General features: G+C 38.8%; 17 protein-coding genes. 7 read left to right on the plus strand and 10 right to left on the minus strand.

Annotation, left to right across the window (positions count from 1 at the left end; genetic code table 11):
- Window positions 1–455, minus strand: a 455-nt coding sequence (locus GMD4S_RS04940; protein ID WP_001220883.1) for an acyltransferase family protein, incomplete at its 3' end; no start/stop codon positions are given.
- A 133-nt stretch (window positions 456–588) separates the two neighbouring features.
- Complete coding sequence (gene tgt, locus GMD4S_RS04945; protein WP_001285237.1) at window positions 589–1,731, minus strand: tRNA guanosine(34) transglycosylase Tgt; 1,143 nt, start codon at window positions 1,729–1,731, stop codon at window positions 589–591.
- A 116-nt stretch (window positions 1,732–1,847) separates the two neighbouring features.
- On the opposite strand from tgt, the gene GMD4S_RS04950 reads away from it, so the two are divergent.
- Window positions 1,848–2,705 carry a DUF975 family protein gene (locus GMD4S_RS04950; protein ID WP_000876904.1) on the plus strand — a complete coding sequence of 286 codons (858 nt, stop codon included), beginning with the start codon at window positions 1,848–1,850 and terminating at the stop codon, window positions 2,703–2,705.
- A 141-nt stretch (window positions 2,706–2,846) separates the two neighbouring features.
- Here GMD4S_RS04950 and GMD4S_RS04955 read toward each other — a convergent pair whose 3' ends face one another.
- From GMD4S_RS04955 to GMD4S_RS13685, 7 genes are all read right to left on the minus strand, one after another.
- Complete coding sequence (locus GMD4S_RS04955) at window positions 2,847–3,716, minus strand: DUF2262 domain-containing protein (RefSeq protein WP_000982055.1); 870 nt, start codon at window positions 3,714–3,716, stop codon at window positions 2,847–2,849.
- 140 nt (window positions 3,717–3,856) lie between these two features.
- Window positions 3,857–5,029 carry a LysM peptidoglycan-binding domain-containing protein gene (locus tag GMD4S_RS04960; protein ID WP_000746000.1) on the minus strand — a complete coding sequence of 391 codons (1,173 nt, stop codon included), beginning with the start codon at window positions 5,027–5,029 and terminating at the stop codon, window positions 3,857–3,859.
- Window positions 5,030–5,191: 162 nt separating this feature from the next.
- Window positions 5,192–5,815: an HAD family hydrolase gene (locus tag GMD4S_RS04965; RefSeq protein WP_000750409.1), complete on the minus strand. Its 624-nt coding sequence runs from the start codon at window positions 5,813–5,815 to the stop codon at window positions 5,192–5,194.
- A 3-nt stretch (window positions 5,816–5,818) separates the two neighbouring features.
- A complete protein-coding gene (locus tag GMD4S_RS04970; protein ID WP_000473983.1) occupies window positions 5,819–7,099 on the minus strand; it encodes an MATE family efflux transporter in 1,281 nt (426 codons plus the stop codon).
- 60 nt (window positions 7,100–7,159) lie between these two features.
- Window positions 7,160–8,644 carry a threonine synthase gene (thrC, locus tag GMD4S_RS04975; RefSeq protein WP_000177122.1) on the minus strand — a complete coding sequence of 495 codons (1,485 nt, stop codon included), beginning with the start codon at window positions 8,642–8,644 and terminating at the stop codon, window positions 7,160–7,162.
- A 75-nt stretch (window positions 8,645–8,719) separates the two neighbouring features.
- The gene (locus GMD4S_RS04980; protein WP_000091649.1) at window positions 8,720–9,997 is read right to left on the minus strand and encodes a hypothetical protein; all 1,278 of its coding nucleotides are present in this window, start codon (window positions 9,995–9,997) and stop codon (window positions 8,720–8,722) included.
- A gap of 391 nt (window positions 9,998–10,388) precedes the next feature.
- Window positions 10,389–10,664, minus strand: coding sequence for an NAD(+) diphosphatase (locus GMD4S_RS13685; RefSeq protein ID WP_237738360.1), 276 nt, complete (start codon window positions 10,662–10,664; stop codon window positions 10,389–10,391).
- Between the two features lie 295 nt (window positions 10,665–10,959).
- Here GMD4S_RS13685 and GMD4S_RS04995 point away from each other — a divergent pair, with 295 nt between their 5' ends.
- Entirely contained in the window at window positions 10,960–11,286 is a 327-nt protein-coding gene (locus GMD4S_RS04995; protein WP_000120162.1) for a DMT family transporter, read from the plus strand.
- Between the two features lie 163 nt (window positions 11,287–11,449).
- Here GMD4S_RS04995 and GMD4S_RS05000 read toward each other — a convergent pair whose 3' ends face one another.
- The gene (locus GMD4S_RS05000; protein ID WP_000287814.1) at window positions 11,450–11,896 is read right to left on the minus strand and encodes a helix-turn-helix transcriptional regulator; all 447 of its coding nucleotides are present in this window, start codon (window positions 11,894–11,896) and stop codon (window positions 11,450–11,452) included.
- Between the two features lie 319 nt (window positions 11,897–12,215).
- Between GMD4S_RS05000 and GMD4S_RS05005 the strand changes: the two genes are divergently transcribed.
- From GMD4S_RS05005 to GMD4S_RS05025, 5 genes are read left to right on the plus strand one after another with little or no spacing between them, the layout of a single operon-like run.
- Window positions 12,216–12,689: a hypothetical protein gene (locus GMD4S_RS05005; protein ID WP_000182279.1), complete on the plus strand. Its 474-nt coding sequence runs from the start codon at window positions 12,216–12,218 to the stop codon at window positions 12,687–12,689.
- A gap of 40 nt (window positions 12,690–12,729) precedes the next feature.
- On the plus strand, window positions 12,730–13,926 hold the full coding sequence (locus GMD4S_RS05010; RefSeq protein WP_000109700.1) for a replication initiation factor domain-containing protein: 1,197 nt from the start codon (window positions 12,730–12,732) through the stop codon (window positions 13,924–13,926).
- Window positions 13,927–13,928: 2 nt separating this feature from the next.
- Complete coding sequence (locus tag GMD4S_RS05015; RefSeq protein ID WP_001096843.1) at window positions 13,929–14,315, plus strand: hypothetical protein; 387 nt, start codon at window positions 13,929–13,931, stop codon at window positions 14,313–14,315.
- A 59-nt stretch (window positions 14,316–14,374) separates the two neighbouring features.
- Window positions 14,375–14,569, plus strand: a complete 195-nt coding sequence (locus GMD4S_RS05020; protein WP_000598357.1) for a DUF3173 domain-containing protein — start codon at window positions 14,375–14,377, stop codon at window positions 14,567–14,569.
- Between the two features lie 3 nt (window positions 14,570–14,572).
- Window positions 14,573–15,706, plus strand: coding sequence for a site-specific integrase (locus GMD4S_RS05025; protein WP_001208033.1), 1,134 nt, complete (start codon window positions 14,573–14,575; stop codon window positions 15,704–15,706).
- Window positions 15,707–15,814: the final 108 nt, after the last annotated feature.

The following is a 15,814-nucleotide window of genomic DNA, read 5'->3' on the forward strand; positions in this document are numbered from 1 at the left end:
AACCAAACCGCTAAGCCCCAAAGGATATAGTAGTGAACCTCAACAGCTAGGCTCCAGTTGTGAACAAAGAGATGCGGAATGAACTGGGATTCATAACTACCCCCTGTTAACATTTCGTAGAAGTTGGTCATAAAACCGAGAACTCCAGCTATCTGGCCACCAATTCCAGCAACATAGTCTTGACGAACCAAGAAAGTAAAAGGCATGGTCACCAAAACCATCAGCACCACAGGTGGCACGATGCGGTAAAACCGTCTCTTAAAAAAGCCCAGCAAATCAATCTGGCGTGCCTTCCCAAATTCTTCTAAAAGGAGGGAGGTGATCAAAAATCCTGAAAAAGTGAAAAAGACATCTACCCCAAAGAATCCTCCAGGAAAGATCGTTTGAAAGAAGTGGTACAAAAGCACCAAAAGTAAACCTGTAATCCTAATCAAGGAAAACCATTTAATACGCATACGAGTCTATTCTCCATTAAATTAGGAAGCAAAACACCACCTAATTTCCATTCCATTATACTCCCTATTCTATCAAAAAAATAGGAAAAATCCTAAGAGAAAACTTAGGATTTTGGCATTCTATTTTTACACTTTAGAAATTGCGCCCTGACTTGTTGTAGCCATATTTTTCTACAAAATACTCACGAAATTCCAAGAGATTGTCATCCATGATGGCTTGGCGGACCTGCTTCATCAGATTGAGTAAGAAGTAGAGATTGTGGTAACTAGTCAAGCGGATACCAAAGGTTTCGTCAGCCTTGAGTAGGTGGCGAAGATAAGCGCGTGTATAGTTCTTACATGTGTAGCAATCGCACTCAGGATCCAGTGGCGTAAAGTCTTCAGCGAATTGGGCATTTTTGACAACCAAACGACCTTGACTGGTCATACAAGTTCCGTTACGAGCGATACGAGTCGGTAAGACACAGTCAAACATATCCACGCCACGAATAACTCCATCAATCAAGCTATCTGGCGCTCCGACACCCATCAAATAGCGAGGTTTGTTTTCAGGTAGCAGTTGAGTTGTGAAATCCAAGACGGCATTCATCTCTTCATGCGTTTCTCCTACTGCCAAACCACCGATAGAGTAGCCAGGGAAGTCCATGCTAACAAGGTCGTGAGCTGACTGACGGCGAAGGTCTTCAAATCCTGCCCCCTGCACAATTCCAAACAAACCTTGGTCATGCGGACGACGGTGAGCCTTCAACCCGCGCTCAGCCCAACGGCTGGTACGTTCGATTGATTTCTTAACGTAATCATAGGGTTGGTAAAACTGAGGACATTCGTCAAAGGACATCATGATGTCTGAGCCCAGATTGTTCTGGATAGAGATGGCCTTTTCTGGCGATAGGAACATCTTGGAACCATTGAGATGGTTTTTAAAGGTTACTCCTTCTTCTGTGATATTTCGACTATCCGCTAGAGAATAAACCTGAAAACCACCACTATCCGTCAAGATGGGCTGATCCCAGTTCATGAACTTGTGGAGACCGCCTGCGCGTGCGATGAGTTCGTCTCCTGGACGGAGCCACAAGTGATAGGTGTTTGACAGGATAATCCCTGAACCCATCTCCTTCAACTCCTCTGGTGATTGAGTCTTGACCGTGGCTTGGGTCCCAACTGGCATAAACATAGGTGTCGGGAAGGTACCGTGCGGAGTGATGATTTCTCCCAGACGAGCTCCTGTGTGTTTCTCTTTCTTAATCAAACGGTATTTGATTGGTGAATCTGACATTTTTTACCTCCGAAGCTGGGAAAAACAGTCCCAGTTCATACTTTGCGCCCAAAGGCATACTGTATGATTTTATCAAAAAAAGCTGGAACTGTCACGAACTATGGTATAATGAGAGAATGAAATACCCAAAAATTGATTTAAAAACTATTCGTCTGCAGGCTAGGCAATTTCAGGCTGAAAATCCCCGCCTCTTTCTGGTCTATCTCTTACCTAGCATACTGGTTATCTTGTCAGGCTTTCTCAACCCCTTGGCTCGTCTCCAAGAAAGTGTTTTAGAGCAATCCTTTTTCAGCATGCTGGCACAAGTTCTCCAAGCCTATCTCTTCCCGCTAGTAGTTTCTTTTATGAGCACGATTTTTCTAGTAGGTGCTGCCTTTGCGACACTCCGACTCCTCAAGGATCCTGATACGGAACTCTCAGTAAAATCAAGCCTGGCCCTCTTTGCTGAAGAGCGCTTCTCGCAAACCTTCCTAACTCTGCTCCTCAAACGTTTCTACCTCTTTTTATGGAGCATTCCAAACTTAGTAGGCATTTATTTCCTCTTTTATAGCAATCTCTTGGCTAGAAGATTTGTTGCCCTACATCCTGAGTTTCCAAAACTAGACCTCTCATCTATTGAAAACGAGCAATTCCTTATGACCTTTGGGCTCTACTTTTTTGCGAGCCTCATCTTGATGATTGTAGGAAATGCCCTCTATATCCCGCAACATTACGCCTACTCGCAGGTAGAATTCCTCCTCTGCGACACTCTAGATTTAGGGCAGGCTAAACCCAGTCAAATCCTGAAAACCAGTCGTTTCTTGGTGAAAGGTTACAAATTTCAACGCTTTGTCCTCGATTTACAACTACTTCCTTGGTACTTCCTCAATTGGATTACTTTTGGAATTGCTAGTTTTTCAATCCTTCCCTATATCCAGAGCAGCCAAATCATTTTCTATCGAACTTTGCTCGCTCTCAAACGCCGAAAAGTATAAACTTTCTACTATTATCTCAAAAAAATCAGCACTTTCTAAAGAAGGTGCTGATTTCAGTTATTTTTAAAATATAATGGAAAAACTCCTGTAACAGGACTAAGTTGCTTATTCACAATAAAGAAATAATCACATGCTGTCCATTTACCCTACCAAGGTCACATTTTCTATATTTCCTTCAATATCTGCCCTGACTTCTACCGCATGCCCAGCAAAAATATCCTCTTTATCTCCATAATAAAGAGTCAAATCCCCCGCTTCACTGATAGACAGTTCCCCCAGATACAAGGAATTATAAAAATAGTCCTCTGTTAATACTTCGGCATCTCCGTCTGAAGCTAGCCAGTCCTCTGCTGTTTCCCACATCTCTTTTACTATAACGTCTCGGATTTCAGAGTCTCTTCGGTCAATATCCCTGACAAATGTTTTCAAGTAGCCAAATGATTTTGGTGGTAAGCTGGCATCTTCATTTGCATCCAACATCACGCTAACCCTGCTTCCCGCAAGATCCATACTTCCCTCAAACCATGAATAAGCTCTATTTAAAGTGAATTCGCCTATAGAATCTTTGATGACGACTGGTTTAACATATTCTGCAATCAGAGCTTCTAATCTACTATCCGACTGCCCATCTTCAATGTATTCCAGCAGACGATAACAGTTATTCGCTACTGCTGCCATATAAGGTTCTAATTGCCTTTGTGGTCTTTTCTGACATTTGATGTGATGAATCTGATAGGGCTCGAAACTATAGCTATAGAGCAAGCCCTTTTCTTCATATTCCTCTGGACTCACCAACCACTCCAAACGTCCCTCTATTTCCGAGAACTCCTTTGTCCCCACATTCACACTTGCTACAAAATGAACCGAAGGCAACTTCCATCCATTCTTTAAAACAGTCGCACCTCCCACATTTTGCAAAGTGATAATCAAGAGTTCAACGACTTCACCACAAAATTCTTTTTCAAAGTCATCAATGGTTTTCTCAAATGTTTTTTTCAAACTATTCATCATAGTGTTCTCACCTTCTACTAAAATAAAAATACTTGATTTTCAGTCAACTTCAGTTTGATTATAGCATAACTTTGAAAACATTTTGACTTAGAACAACAAAAAGAAGCCTCAACCTTATGAGTTTTCAGCTTCTTTTTCTATTAGTTCATTGATACGTGAACGTGATCATAGTGGTTTTCGGTTACGCTACCACGGTCTGGCATTGGATTCCACGTGTAGGCTGGTCCATATTTACTATCATATGGAGCGTAGAAACGTTGTTTCCAGATGATATAGTTGATACCACGGCTAGCCATATTTTTGACTGCATATTCTGCAATTTGATCTCCGAGTGCTGAACTCACTGGAACCATAAAGTCGATGGCCAAACCTTTACCATGGTCCCCACTGTCACCAGGACGGTAGCCACTAAAAGATGTAATTCCAAACAAGTTGGCTACTTCTTCTTTAAAGGCCGCTGTTTGTGGTTGAAGACCAGCATTCTCAGACTTAGCTACAGCAAGTCCTGCATAGTCAGGAGCCGCTGGAGCAGCATACGTTCTTGAAGGAGTTTGGCTTTGCTCTGCTTGATAAGTCGAAGTTGCAGTGTCAGAAGTTGCTGTTGATGCTGCTTCTTCTGTTGCACTTGTTCCTGTTGTATCAGCAGGTGTTTCAGTTGCTGGAGCAGCTGCTACTGGTGCTTCTGCTGGAGTTGTTGCTGCCGTTTCTTCAGTAGCTGGAGTCGCTGCTTGAGGAGCTTCTTCTTCAACTGGACTAGTTGTTTCTGCTGCTACAGGTGTTTCTGTAGATGGTGTCTCTTCAGCAACTGTCGCTGTCTCAGAAACTTCTGAATTTGGCGCTACTTCTGTTGGTTTTTCAGTCTCTGTTACAGTTGGAGCATCCTCAATTGGTTGAGAAAGATCTTCTACTTGAACTGTTTGTTCATCAACTGTCACTTGATTCGTCGTCAAATCAGCTGTCGCAGTCGTCACTTCTTCACTAGAATCCGCTTGAGGAGTTTGGATTTCAACTTCCGTCACCTCTTCTTCCTCATTGACAGTTGTAGTGAGGACAGTATCTGGGAAAATCAAGTCCATATTAGTGATTTTGTTCAAATTAGCAAGAACGGTTACATCTACTCCCAAAGCTTCTGCAATCGTGCTCAGGGTATCACCATACTGAACTGTATAGCTGTTTTTGTTCTCGTTTTTCGTCACATCATTTTGGATTTGCTCAACGCTACGTGCTGTCCAAGAGATTTCTTGAGCTTTAGCTCCTAATGCGGGAGCAAGAGACAGGGCTACTGTTGAGGCTAAAATAATTCTTTTCTTCATTCGTTCATATTCCTTTCAAATGAGTACCTGTCTATCATAACACAAAAAAAACAGAAAAAAAGCCCTCTCGGGCCTATTTAACAGAACTGTCTATTCCTTGTAACAAACTAGATCAGTTGAAATAGTTTGTTAGCCTTCTGTCATAAAACTGACACAATCTTTTTATTGCTCATCCTCAAAAATGTAGGGAATATCTGCCAATGCTTGAATCCTCTGATTCCCTTCATAAGTTGACTCTAAAAAGTTAATGCTTTGAATACCGCTATTCTGGGCAAATTTCACATCCAAAGTCCGGTCCCCTAGATAATAGGTAGTCCTAGGATCCAACTCATATTTGTCTAGCAGATATGTCGCCGCTTCTGGACTGGGCTTGCGTGCAAAACCACTCTGATTAGTTAAAATTTCTGTGAAATAACATTCCAAACCCAAGTCTCTTAGAATGGTAAAGGCATTGTCTCCTTTATGGGTATAAACAAACTGCATAATCCCTGCTTCATCTGCCCAAGCCAACACTTCACGCGCACCTGGCATCAAAACTATCTGGGCATTCTTCTCAGCCAAACTCTGGGCACGCACCTGATTGAGCACTTCCACATCCAGTTTTCGCTCTTCTGCCACCTGCTCCAGTAAATCTTGCACCGAAAACTTGAGGATAAACTCTCTCACTTTCTCCTTGTCATAAGGAATAGAAAACTGACCAAAGGTTTCCTCAATCCCTGACAAAATCGCTTCGTAAGAGTCCAATAAGGTTCCATCTAAATCCCAAATAAAAGCTGTTTTTTTCATTTCCTATCCTTTCAAGCTCATATAACTTTGGTAACGGTAGCGTAGAAATAACCATCGAAAACCATTGTCCAATAACGTTCCAGCCCAAATACCAGGCAACCCCCAACCAAGAACAATACCCATAAGATAGGCTGTCCCTATACGGATACACCACATCCCAATACTTGTCGCATAAAAGGGGAGGCGAGCATTTCCCAATCCCTGCCAAACTGCCGTATATATAACTGTCCCTGTCGCCATGGGGGTTCCTAGTAGAGAGAACAGTGCCACCAAAACGCTCGCTTCAACCGCTACAGGATCGGTCGTATAGAGATGAGTCAATGGTGTCCCCAAGGCATAGATACTGAGAGTTAAGGGCAACATGAGAAGCAGGGAAAGCCAAAAGGTTTGCTTGCTCAAATCATCTACTCTTTCCCAGTTATCCTCTCCAACTGCTCGAGCTACCTGCATGACTGTTGCCGTAGCGACGCCAAAGGCAGGCATATAGTTAAACTGGGTCAAGACTTCTCCGACTGCATTTCCAGCTACTGCCTCCGTTCCAAAAGATACAACTAAGGCAATGATGACGACATCTCCAGCTCGCATCATGAGACGTTCTCCTGCCGCTGGCAAAGCCAAAGTCAATAGTTCCTTATCTAAACCAAAAGTCGGTTTCTCAAAAGGCAGCTTTAATTGTGACCACAAAATCACAAGACCGACTAAGCGAGACAAGATAGTCCCCCAAGCAACACCCGCTATGCCCATATCAAGGACAAAAATAGCTAGACTTGAAAAAATAATATTCAAGGCATTGGATAAAAGACTAACATAGAGAGGCAGACGCGGATTATGCGTTGCACGAATCAAGGCACCTAGACTCGTCATCAAGCCCAAGAGAACAATCGATCCGCCTACCAAAGATAGGTAGAGTCCACCACTCTCGGCCACATCCTGCTCAGTGCCCAAGAGTCCTATCATCTCTTGCCCAGCAAAGAGCGATAAGGCGCCTAAAAGTGCACTCAGCAATAGGGTTATCTTGAGAGCCTCTGTCACGTGATAAGCCAACTTGGACTGATCTTTCTGCCCCAAACTTTTTGAAATAACACTGGAAATAGCAGCTCCCAGAGCGATAAAAATCGCCTGGTAAATCGTGATAATATTGCCAGCCACTGAAACACCTGAAATAGCGATCAAGCCCAAGTGGGCGACCAAGTAGCTGTCCACCATTCCCATGAGCATCTGCAAAAAGTTTTCACCCATAGCTGGCAATGCAATATTAAGAATGTCTTTATTTTTCTTAAACAATCTCTCCTCCTGATGAAAAGAAACTCAGTTGGTTTCCCAACCGAGTTTACGCCCTCTGTCTTAAAGTCCTAGATAAGCCTCCACCGCTGCTTGCATGTCAGCAGCTGCCACTGTTGTTTTATGACGAACCGGAGCTGTTTCAAGGCCATCAACCGCTGGTGGCACTGCCACTCCTGAAATGTCATGCAATTGAGCCAAGGCTTCAAAGTCTGTCAGGCCTGCTTTTCCTGTTACCGCTTCTACTGCAACCACTGGGAACTTGTAAGGACTAGCTGTTGAAGCAATCACTGTCTTAGTCGCATCGCCAGTAGCCGCTTGGTATTTTCTATAAACAGCTGAGGCAACCGCCGTATGTGGATCCTCAATATAGGCATCTGTTTGATAAACACGTTTAATTTCTGCTGCTGTTTCTTCCTCAGTCGCATATTCAGCTGCAAAGAGTTCCAAAATCGCTGCATCAAAGTCTATCAATTCATATTGTCCTTGTGTACTCAAGGCATTCATGAGTTCAGCAGTCTTAACCGCATCATTCCCCAAAAGATGGAAAATCAAACGCTCCAAGTTTGAAGATACCAAGATATCCATAGATGGGCTAGTTGTTACCTTAAACTCACGTTTCTTATCGTAAACACGTGTCTTGAAGAAGTCTGTCAAAACATTGTTGTCATTTGAAGCACAGATTAATTTGCCAACTGGAAGACCGATTTGTTTAGCATAAAAGGCAGCCAAAATATTTCCAAAGTTTCCTGTTGGTACTGTGAAGTTGACCTTATCACCAGCTACAATCTCACCAGACTTGACCAACTGAGCATAAGCATAAACATAGTAGACAATCTGTGGCACCAAACGACCAATGTTCATAGAGTTAGCTGATGAAAATTGCAACTTGTTCGCTGCCAATTTTTCACGAAGAGCTACATCGTTGAACATGTGCTTCACATTTGTTTGCGCATCATCAAAGTTTCCATCAATAGCGATAACATGAGTATTGTCGCCAGTCTGAGTAGTCATTTGCAACTCTTGCACCTTGCTGACACCATCCTTTGGATAAAAGACGATAATCTCAGTTCCAGGCACATCGGCAAACCCTGCCATAGCAGCTTTCCCAGTATCACCAGATGTCGCTGTCAAAATGACAATCTTGTTCTCCAAACCATGCTTTTTAGCGGCTGTCGTCATAAAGTACGGCAAGATAGACAAGGCCATATCTTTAAAGGCAATCGTTGAACCATGGAACAATTCCAAGTTGTATTGCCCATCCAGTTTCACCAATGGCGCAATAGCTGGAGTATCAAACTTGCTATCGTAGGCATTGTTGATACAGTAGTCCAACTCCTCAGCCGTAAAGTCATCTAAAAATGCTGATAAAACTAATTTAGCCACTTCTTGGTAAGAAGCATCCTTTAATGTGTCAAAGTCCAAATCAACCTTTGGATAAGAAAGCGGTGTAAACAAACCACCATCCGTCGCCAATCCTTGCAAAATAGCTTGGCTGGCAGTTACTGTATTATTGGCATCACGCGTTGATTGATAAACTAATGTCATGAATCTCTATCCTTTATCTATAGTCTCTTCCATTATATCACGATTTTTCAGAAAATTCTCCCTTTATAAGAGAAATTATAATCCCAATTCTTTCTTCAAAGGCTCTAAATAAACCATTTCTTGCTTATCTCTTTTCTCCAGTCCTTCCTCAGCTAGGGTGAGTAAATCTTTAGAAAACTCGAGAACCGCAGCTTCTTCTTCATCTGTGAGTTGTTTTTTAGAAAATTGTCGTCTTAAAAGCTTATAATCACGACCAGCTGTGGTAAAAAATGGAGCAGTTCGCAAGTAAGCTTCAAGCTTGTCTAAATGAACCAACAAGCCCAAGTGAAAAGCAGCAGAAGCAAAGGTCCTATCAAGCGGCTGAGTACACACACTACGAAACTCAACTGTTCCTCGAGTCGTTAAGTCTTGGTACTGGTAACTACGATGAGTTTGGAAATCTTCCTCCTGAGGGTGAATTAACACCTCATCCCCATTAAGGGTAAATGCTTGGATTTCAGGTGTAGCCAAATAGTCCCTAGCCTGAATCGGATAAAAATAATAGGTCTGCCCATCACGCTCCGCAGTAAAAATCGCAGAATGATTTAGATAGTCAAAAAAATCATCCTCATCTTTAAATAATCTAGTATTGACACCTACATTCTCTGGATAGATACCATGCATGGATTCTTCCCAAAAAATATCTCTCGAAATTTTGGTATCCCAATCTGCACCTGAAAACTCAGAATTGGCAAATAAAAAGGCTTTAGCTGCTTCAATTTGTGTAAAAGCATTAATAACACGCAGGTAGTTGGACCTTGAAACGTCTAGTTGAACCTGACTTCCACAGATAAAGGCACCATACTCAGGAAAATCATGTAAACCTCTACTAGTCTTACTTCTACTTAAGTTCAAGTAAGCCATCAACATCTGATAGCGGGGATAAGCCACTGAACAATTCTCATTTTTATCCCAGTTGGGATGAATGCCGCAGCCAACAATAGCATGATTAGCTTCACCCAATTTATTCTGAATCGTAGCCATATAGAAGTTAAGGCGTTCTTCTACCTCTTGGATAGATTCGGCCTTTCCGAATGCAAACTCAATCGTCGTATAAGCAACCTCAAACAAGATCGTATCTTGGCTGACTGGATCAAGCAACTGAATTGGATTCCCAAAATCATCCACTTTTTCGATAGTAAAACCCAGTACTGATGGTAAATACCGAAAGAGATCTTTAACAACTTCACCATCTGTAGCTTTACCCTCTAAATTTACAATAGGAAATTCTAACTCAATCCCAATAAATAAATCTGGATTCTCTTTTATATTTTTTAAGTAACGTTTCTTTAGTAATTCAACAGACCGAGACATTAACCACCAAACTCTTTCATAATCAAAATAAATTGTGAATAAGTAATATTATACCAAAAATACACTAAAAATGATTAGAATAAGAAGAAAAAGATCATTCATCAGTTATCTGTACTTAAAGAAAAAATATCAAAATCTTCACCAAAATAAAAAACAAGGTCCGAAAACCTTGTCTTTATTACTATACCGGCGGCCGGGGTCGAACCGGCACGTCCTTGCGGACACTGGATTTTGAGTCTAATATTATTAGTTTTAAATCTCAGAAATATTGATTTTATAAGCTTTTTTTCCATAATATTTTTTAAAACTTAGTATCACTTCCAAAGTTTAGATACTTTTTAGTAACTATAAAATGCTAGAAAGTATACTCCTTATTAAAAAGAGTTTTGGACTAGTTTTGTGCAATTTTATTACCCATATCCGTAATAAGAGAGGCTAAATTAATTGTCTTTAATGATTGTAGAAATTGGTTGTGAATATCATTAGACACATAACCAGCTAGCAAAATATGCTCAGCCATGTCATATTGCTTAATCAAGAGAATCTTATCATGTTTTTCATTAAATAAAATCGCACTAATTGCTGTATTAAAGACTGGAAAACGAAAACTCGCACATTGTGAACAATAAGGAATATCTCCCTCATCTTTTAAAAATTTTTTCTCCAAAGGATGCCCACATTCGGGACAACAAGTCATTGTTTTGTCAAATATAGAAGCCTCTTTTTTAAAGTTCTTAAAAGTAATTTTACCAGTAAAATCGAGACCACGCAAGACATTGAAATAAATCAAGACTTTATTTAAAATTTATCTTATGATATACTAAACTTATCAGCTATTGGTTCTGAAAAAGTGTCTGCCACAGTTTTACTACAAATTCTCATGACTTGTGCCAAGATTTATAAAAAACGGATAGCTATAATAGCTCTTAGAGCAAAAACATGACATATAGGAGGTTAAAGACATGTCATACTTTTATCTTTTTATCGCCATTGTAGGAGAGATATTGGGAACTAACCTTTTGAAATTATCAGACGGTTTTACAAAGCCTATTCCAACCGTTTCTGCCCTACTTAGCTATGGCGTTTGTTTCTATTTCCTCTCACTAGCAATGCAAAAAATTCCTGTAGGAATAGCTTATGCAACATGGTCAGCTGTCGGTTTAGTTTTGATATCCTCTATCGCAGTAATGATTTTCAAAGAAACACTAAATGTTTATAGCATTATCGGTTTAATTTTGATTATCATTGGTGTTGTCATGGTTAACTTATTAGGAAATGCAGGACATTAATAAAACCGGCTCTATACTATTTGTAGTGGGTAAATCCCCTATGGATATTATGGAGCCTATTTTGTTGTAGAAAAAAAGTTCCATAAGAACTATAATGAAAAGCTAGAATTCTGTCAATATTTTGGACACATTTTGGGAGGGAATTTTGAAGACTAGCGTCCTCCTAATTTTCCCAATAAGTTTTAACTTCTTCAAAAATCTTATTCAAAAGTTCTGCATCTTTTTCTGACAACTGATTTTTTTCTATAACTCTATCTTTTAGTTCTGTTGCCTTTATTTTATTTCTTGCCACCGAAACTGCTATTGAATGTTTCAAAATATCAAACTCATCCTTTGAAAAGTTTGCAATATTGGTAAGATCTAATTGTTCTAGAGGTAAACTACTGATAATTGAATAAGGTTTTTGTCCCAGCAAATAATCTGTAGTAGTCCCAAAGATATTTGCCAATTTCACAACGAATTCTAATCCTGGTTCTAACGTTCCATTCTCCCACCGAGAATATGTCCCTTGTTGAACTCCAATTAATTCCGATATTTGTACTTGAGTTAACTTTTTTGATTTTCTGAGAGTTTTTAACCTCTCTGAAAATTTATAATCCTCTGTATACATAATTCTCCTATAGATATTCTTATTCGTATATTTTAGCTTGACAAAATATTCCAAACGGTATAAAATAGAATTATTCCATAAGGAATATTTATTTTGAGATTGAATATTCCATTGAGAATATTATAGCATAAAAGGAGGTAAAAGCGTATGTAACTAGTAGTCGATTTAAAAAATTTTAATAAAGGAGGTAAGATTCGACAAAATAAAAAATCTTGAAACAAATGTGCCGTTCGTTCCAAGATCAAAACATATTATGTAACAATTATACCACAGAAAACTCTTCAGTTGCACAAGAAAATTTCGGAGGTTTCACAAAAAGATGACCAATAAAGAGTTAGTCAATCAAATTTCTGGCCTAAACTCTACCTCTACTCTTAAAAATTGGATTCAACTGATTAAAGAGATAAGTGGCAAGGAATTTAAGAAAATTAAAGTTCCTATCAGTAGAAATCCCAGAACTCATCAATTAAGTTATACAGTTGCCTATGATTTTACAGACGAAGACCTTAGACAATTTCAAAAGTTAGCTAAACTAAAACTTGAAATAGGTCTAAAAGAGGCTATACAAGCCGTATTTGGGAGTCTAGCAGACAATGAACATGAATCCCTAAACCAAGTAATAGATGAGCTCTACGATGAACTGAGCGCCTTAAAACAGGAATTTAAGCGAGAAATGCGACTGATAAAAATTGAGAATTCCAACCTAAAAAAGAAAATCCAAGATATTGAAGAGTCGATGCAAACCGGCTTACTAGGGTTTGTTAACAAGAGGTCAAAAAATAGGTTCGGCTAATAGCGAGTTTTCGGCTGAGCCATGAGGCAGAAAGCCGAAAATGAGCGTAGATGCGGACGGACCATTTTTGACCGATAGGGTGTGTAGTAACACCACCCTCTGCAAGTTAGGTGTACCATCGAAAGAATTCAGTATTTCCAAGGGTTTCGGAGATTTTAAGGGTGGCAAAATTAAGCAAAAAGTTGAATCAAAATCTATGGCAAAAAATGAACATTTACGTTCTGTATTTGACTGGATTCAAATTCAGTTTGATAAGACTGAATTTTCGCCAAGAGAAATAATCGAAGACATTCTATTTCTTGACTATGACCTATTTATTGAGAATAAAGGGAGCCTTAAATACTATAACTATGATAGCCAGCTTCATTATGGGAATATCCGTATCTACTATGGAGCGAAAGAGTCGTCCTACATGCTTGTCATGTCAGGACAGGCACTCGAGTTCTATAGAGATATGGTATTAGATCCAAATAGTCTGTCCGAAAGACAGTTTTTGAACAACCTCTACTACAATTACAATCATTTTTCAGTAAGACGAATTGATATTGCAATAGATGATTTTAATGAAACACCCTATTTCACTCCTAATCAGCTTCTAAAGATTTGTCAGAAGAAACGCTTTATATATGGAAAAAGCACCTACTACAATACCTACGGAGATGAAACAATCGGCCAGACCTTATATTTGAGAAAACCCAATGATGACGAAAGACTTAGAATTTACGATAAACGCTTAGAACGAGCTGAGAAGCTCGGTATCAGCAAGCGGTATATAGAAAATTGGATAAGAACTGAGTTAGAACTTAGGAAAGAAAAAGCTCACTACTTCATTCAAGAATGGTTGCATTCAGAAATAGATCTTCTCAACTTTACCAAGGGATATCTCAAAGAAAAAGTGAGGTTCTATAGTGATAGCTATTTCTCAAAACCTTTGAGATCTTGGGAAAAGTTTTTAGGCCATTCAAAACCCGTCTCTATCATTATTTCAAAATCAAAAACAGAACTAGAACAAAAATTAGAATGGTTTACCTATAAAGGTTCAGGAGCTATTCTAAAAGCGTATAAATTTCTATACGACAATAACTTACTGCATGAGTATGAGAAATCTAACTATCTCGCACTCAACAATATGGAATATCCACCAGATTTAGCAAGTGGATTAATAGAAAGAGCAATACTCTTTAAACGAGAGGATTTGATCCCTACAATCAAAGAAAATATTAAAAGGAGAAATTAACTATGGCAAAAATGCTTTCACAAAATGACTGGAATTTTAATAACATTGGAACAAAATTTGAATTGGATGAAGTCATTCCAAAATTTGAAACGGAAGTCCGAGCAGATGCAAACGGAGAAATTATCAAAAACCGAGATGGTAGCGAAAGACGTTTTAATACCGATAAAATCATTGGTTGGAAATACAATGTAACAATCAAGGATGGACAATTCAAAAAGAAATCAACCCAAGTCTCAGTAGACAATCCAGATGCCTTGGTTGATAATGACTATATCCAAGCAATGGATGAAGTACCAGTTACATTTGACAATTTACAAGCTACTATGATTAGCACAACAATGTATTACAAGGCGGATGCTATCCATTTAGTAGATGTAAAACAAAAATAAGTATCAGACAAGGGGAGTTAATCCTCCCCTTACTTAATCTGAATAGAAAAGGAGATAACATGATTAAAACTGTAACAAAAGATGACCTTGTCGAACTTGGATTTGCTCCAGGAACTGCAAGAAAGATTATCCATACCGGTAAATTACTATTAGTGAATCGTGGTTTTAACATCTACGATAACAAACGGATTGGTACAATTCCAGCCAGTGTCGCTGAAGAACTATTAGGAATTGAACTCCAGAAAGAAGCGTAGCTTATGGCTTTACGTAAAAGTAGAGACGGAACTTGGATTGTCGATGTTTCCAATGGTATAAATCCAATATCTCTAAAACAACGTAGAATTGTAAGAAAAGGATTCAAAACTAAAAAAGAAGCATTGGAGGCCGAACAATACTTACGAAGTGTCGAACTTAAAGAAAAAAGTTTCAACTCAAAAATATCAATTGATATCCTTTATGATCTCTTAAAAGAAGAGGATAAAATAAACAACAGAAAACAAAGCTATATAGATACACAAGAAAACAACTATAACAGGCATATAAAAAACTATTTTGAAAAAGTTGATGATGTAGCTAAATTAACTTATGAAGATATCTATCAATTCAGAGAACATCTAAGAGATAAAAATGCTCAAAACTCGGAAAAGAAGCTAAGTCCAAATACTATTAATAAAATTATAATTTTACTAAAGAAAATTCTGGATGTTGGATTAAGAAAGGGATTTTACAAGGAACATCCTGTAGGAATGCTAAAAAAATTACCAATAGAAAAAGCAAAATTAAATTTCTGGACAATAAAAGAATTCAAGCACTTCTTAACACTATTTAACGACGATGAATACAATATCAAATTACTATTCACAGTTTTATTTTTTACTGGTCTAAGACTGGGAGAAGCACTTGCTCTAACGTGGAAGGATATAGAGTTTTCAACAAATACAATCCATGTAAGCAAATCAGTATACGTTAAAAAAGGTGAAGAACACATTAGTAGTACAAAGACAAAAGCTGGAACCCGAAGAATCATCATGAACGCCAAACTAGTGGAGACACTAGAAGACTGGAAACAGATACAGCATGAGAGATTGAAAGAATTTACAACTAACCTAGATGATCTACAGATATTTCAAAATAGCCCTATTACAATAACTAAAGATTCAATCGAAAAACAATATAAAAAAATATTGCAAAGAAATAGTTCTTTAAAAAAGATAAGAATTCACGACTTCAGGCATTCACATGCTTCACTGCTAATAAATCAAGGAGAAGATTATCTTGTCGTAAAAGAAAGATTAGGCCATGCATCTATAACTACAACAATAGATACATACTCTCATTTGTATCCAAGCAAGCAACAAAAATTAGCGGATAAATTAGATGATTTATTATAAATCTAGTAATTTTAAGTAACTCAGCGTTACAAATTCAACAAATAAAAGAAAAAGACAAGGTCCGAAAACCTTGTCTTTAATACTATACCGGCGGCCGGGGTCGAACCG

The sequence above is a fragment of the Streptococcus sp. GMD4S genome, from assembly GCF_000296955.1.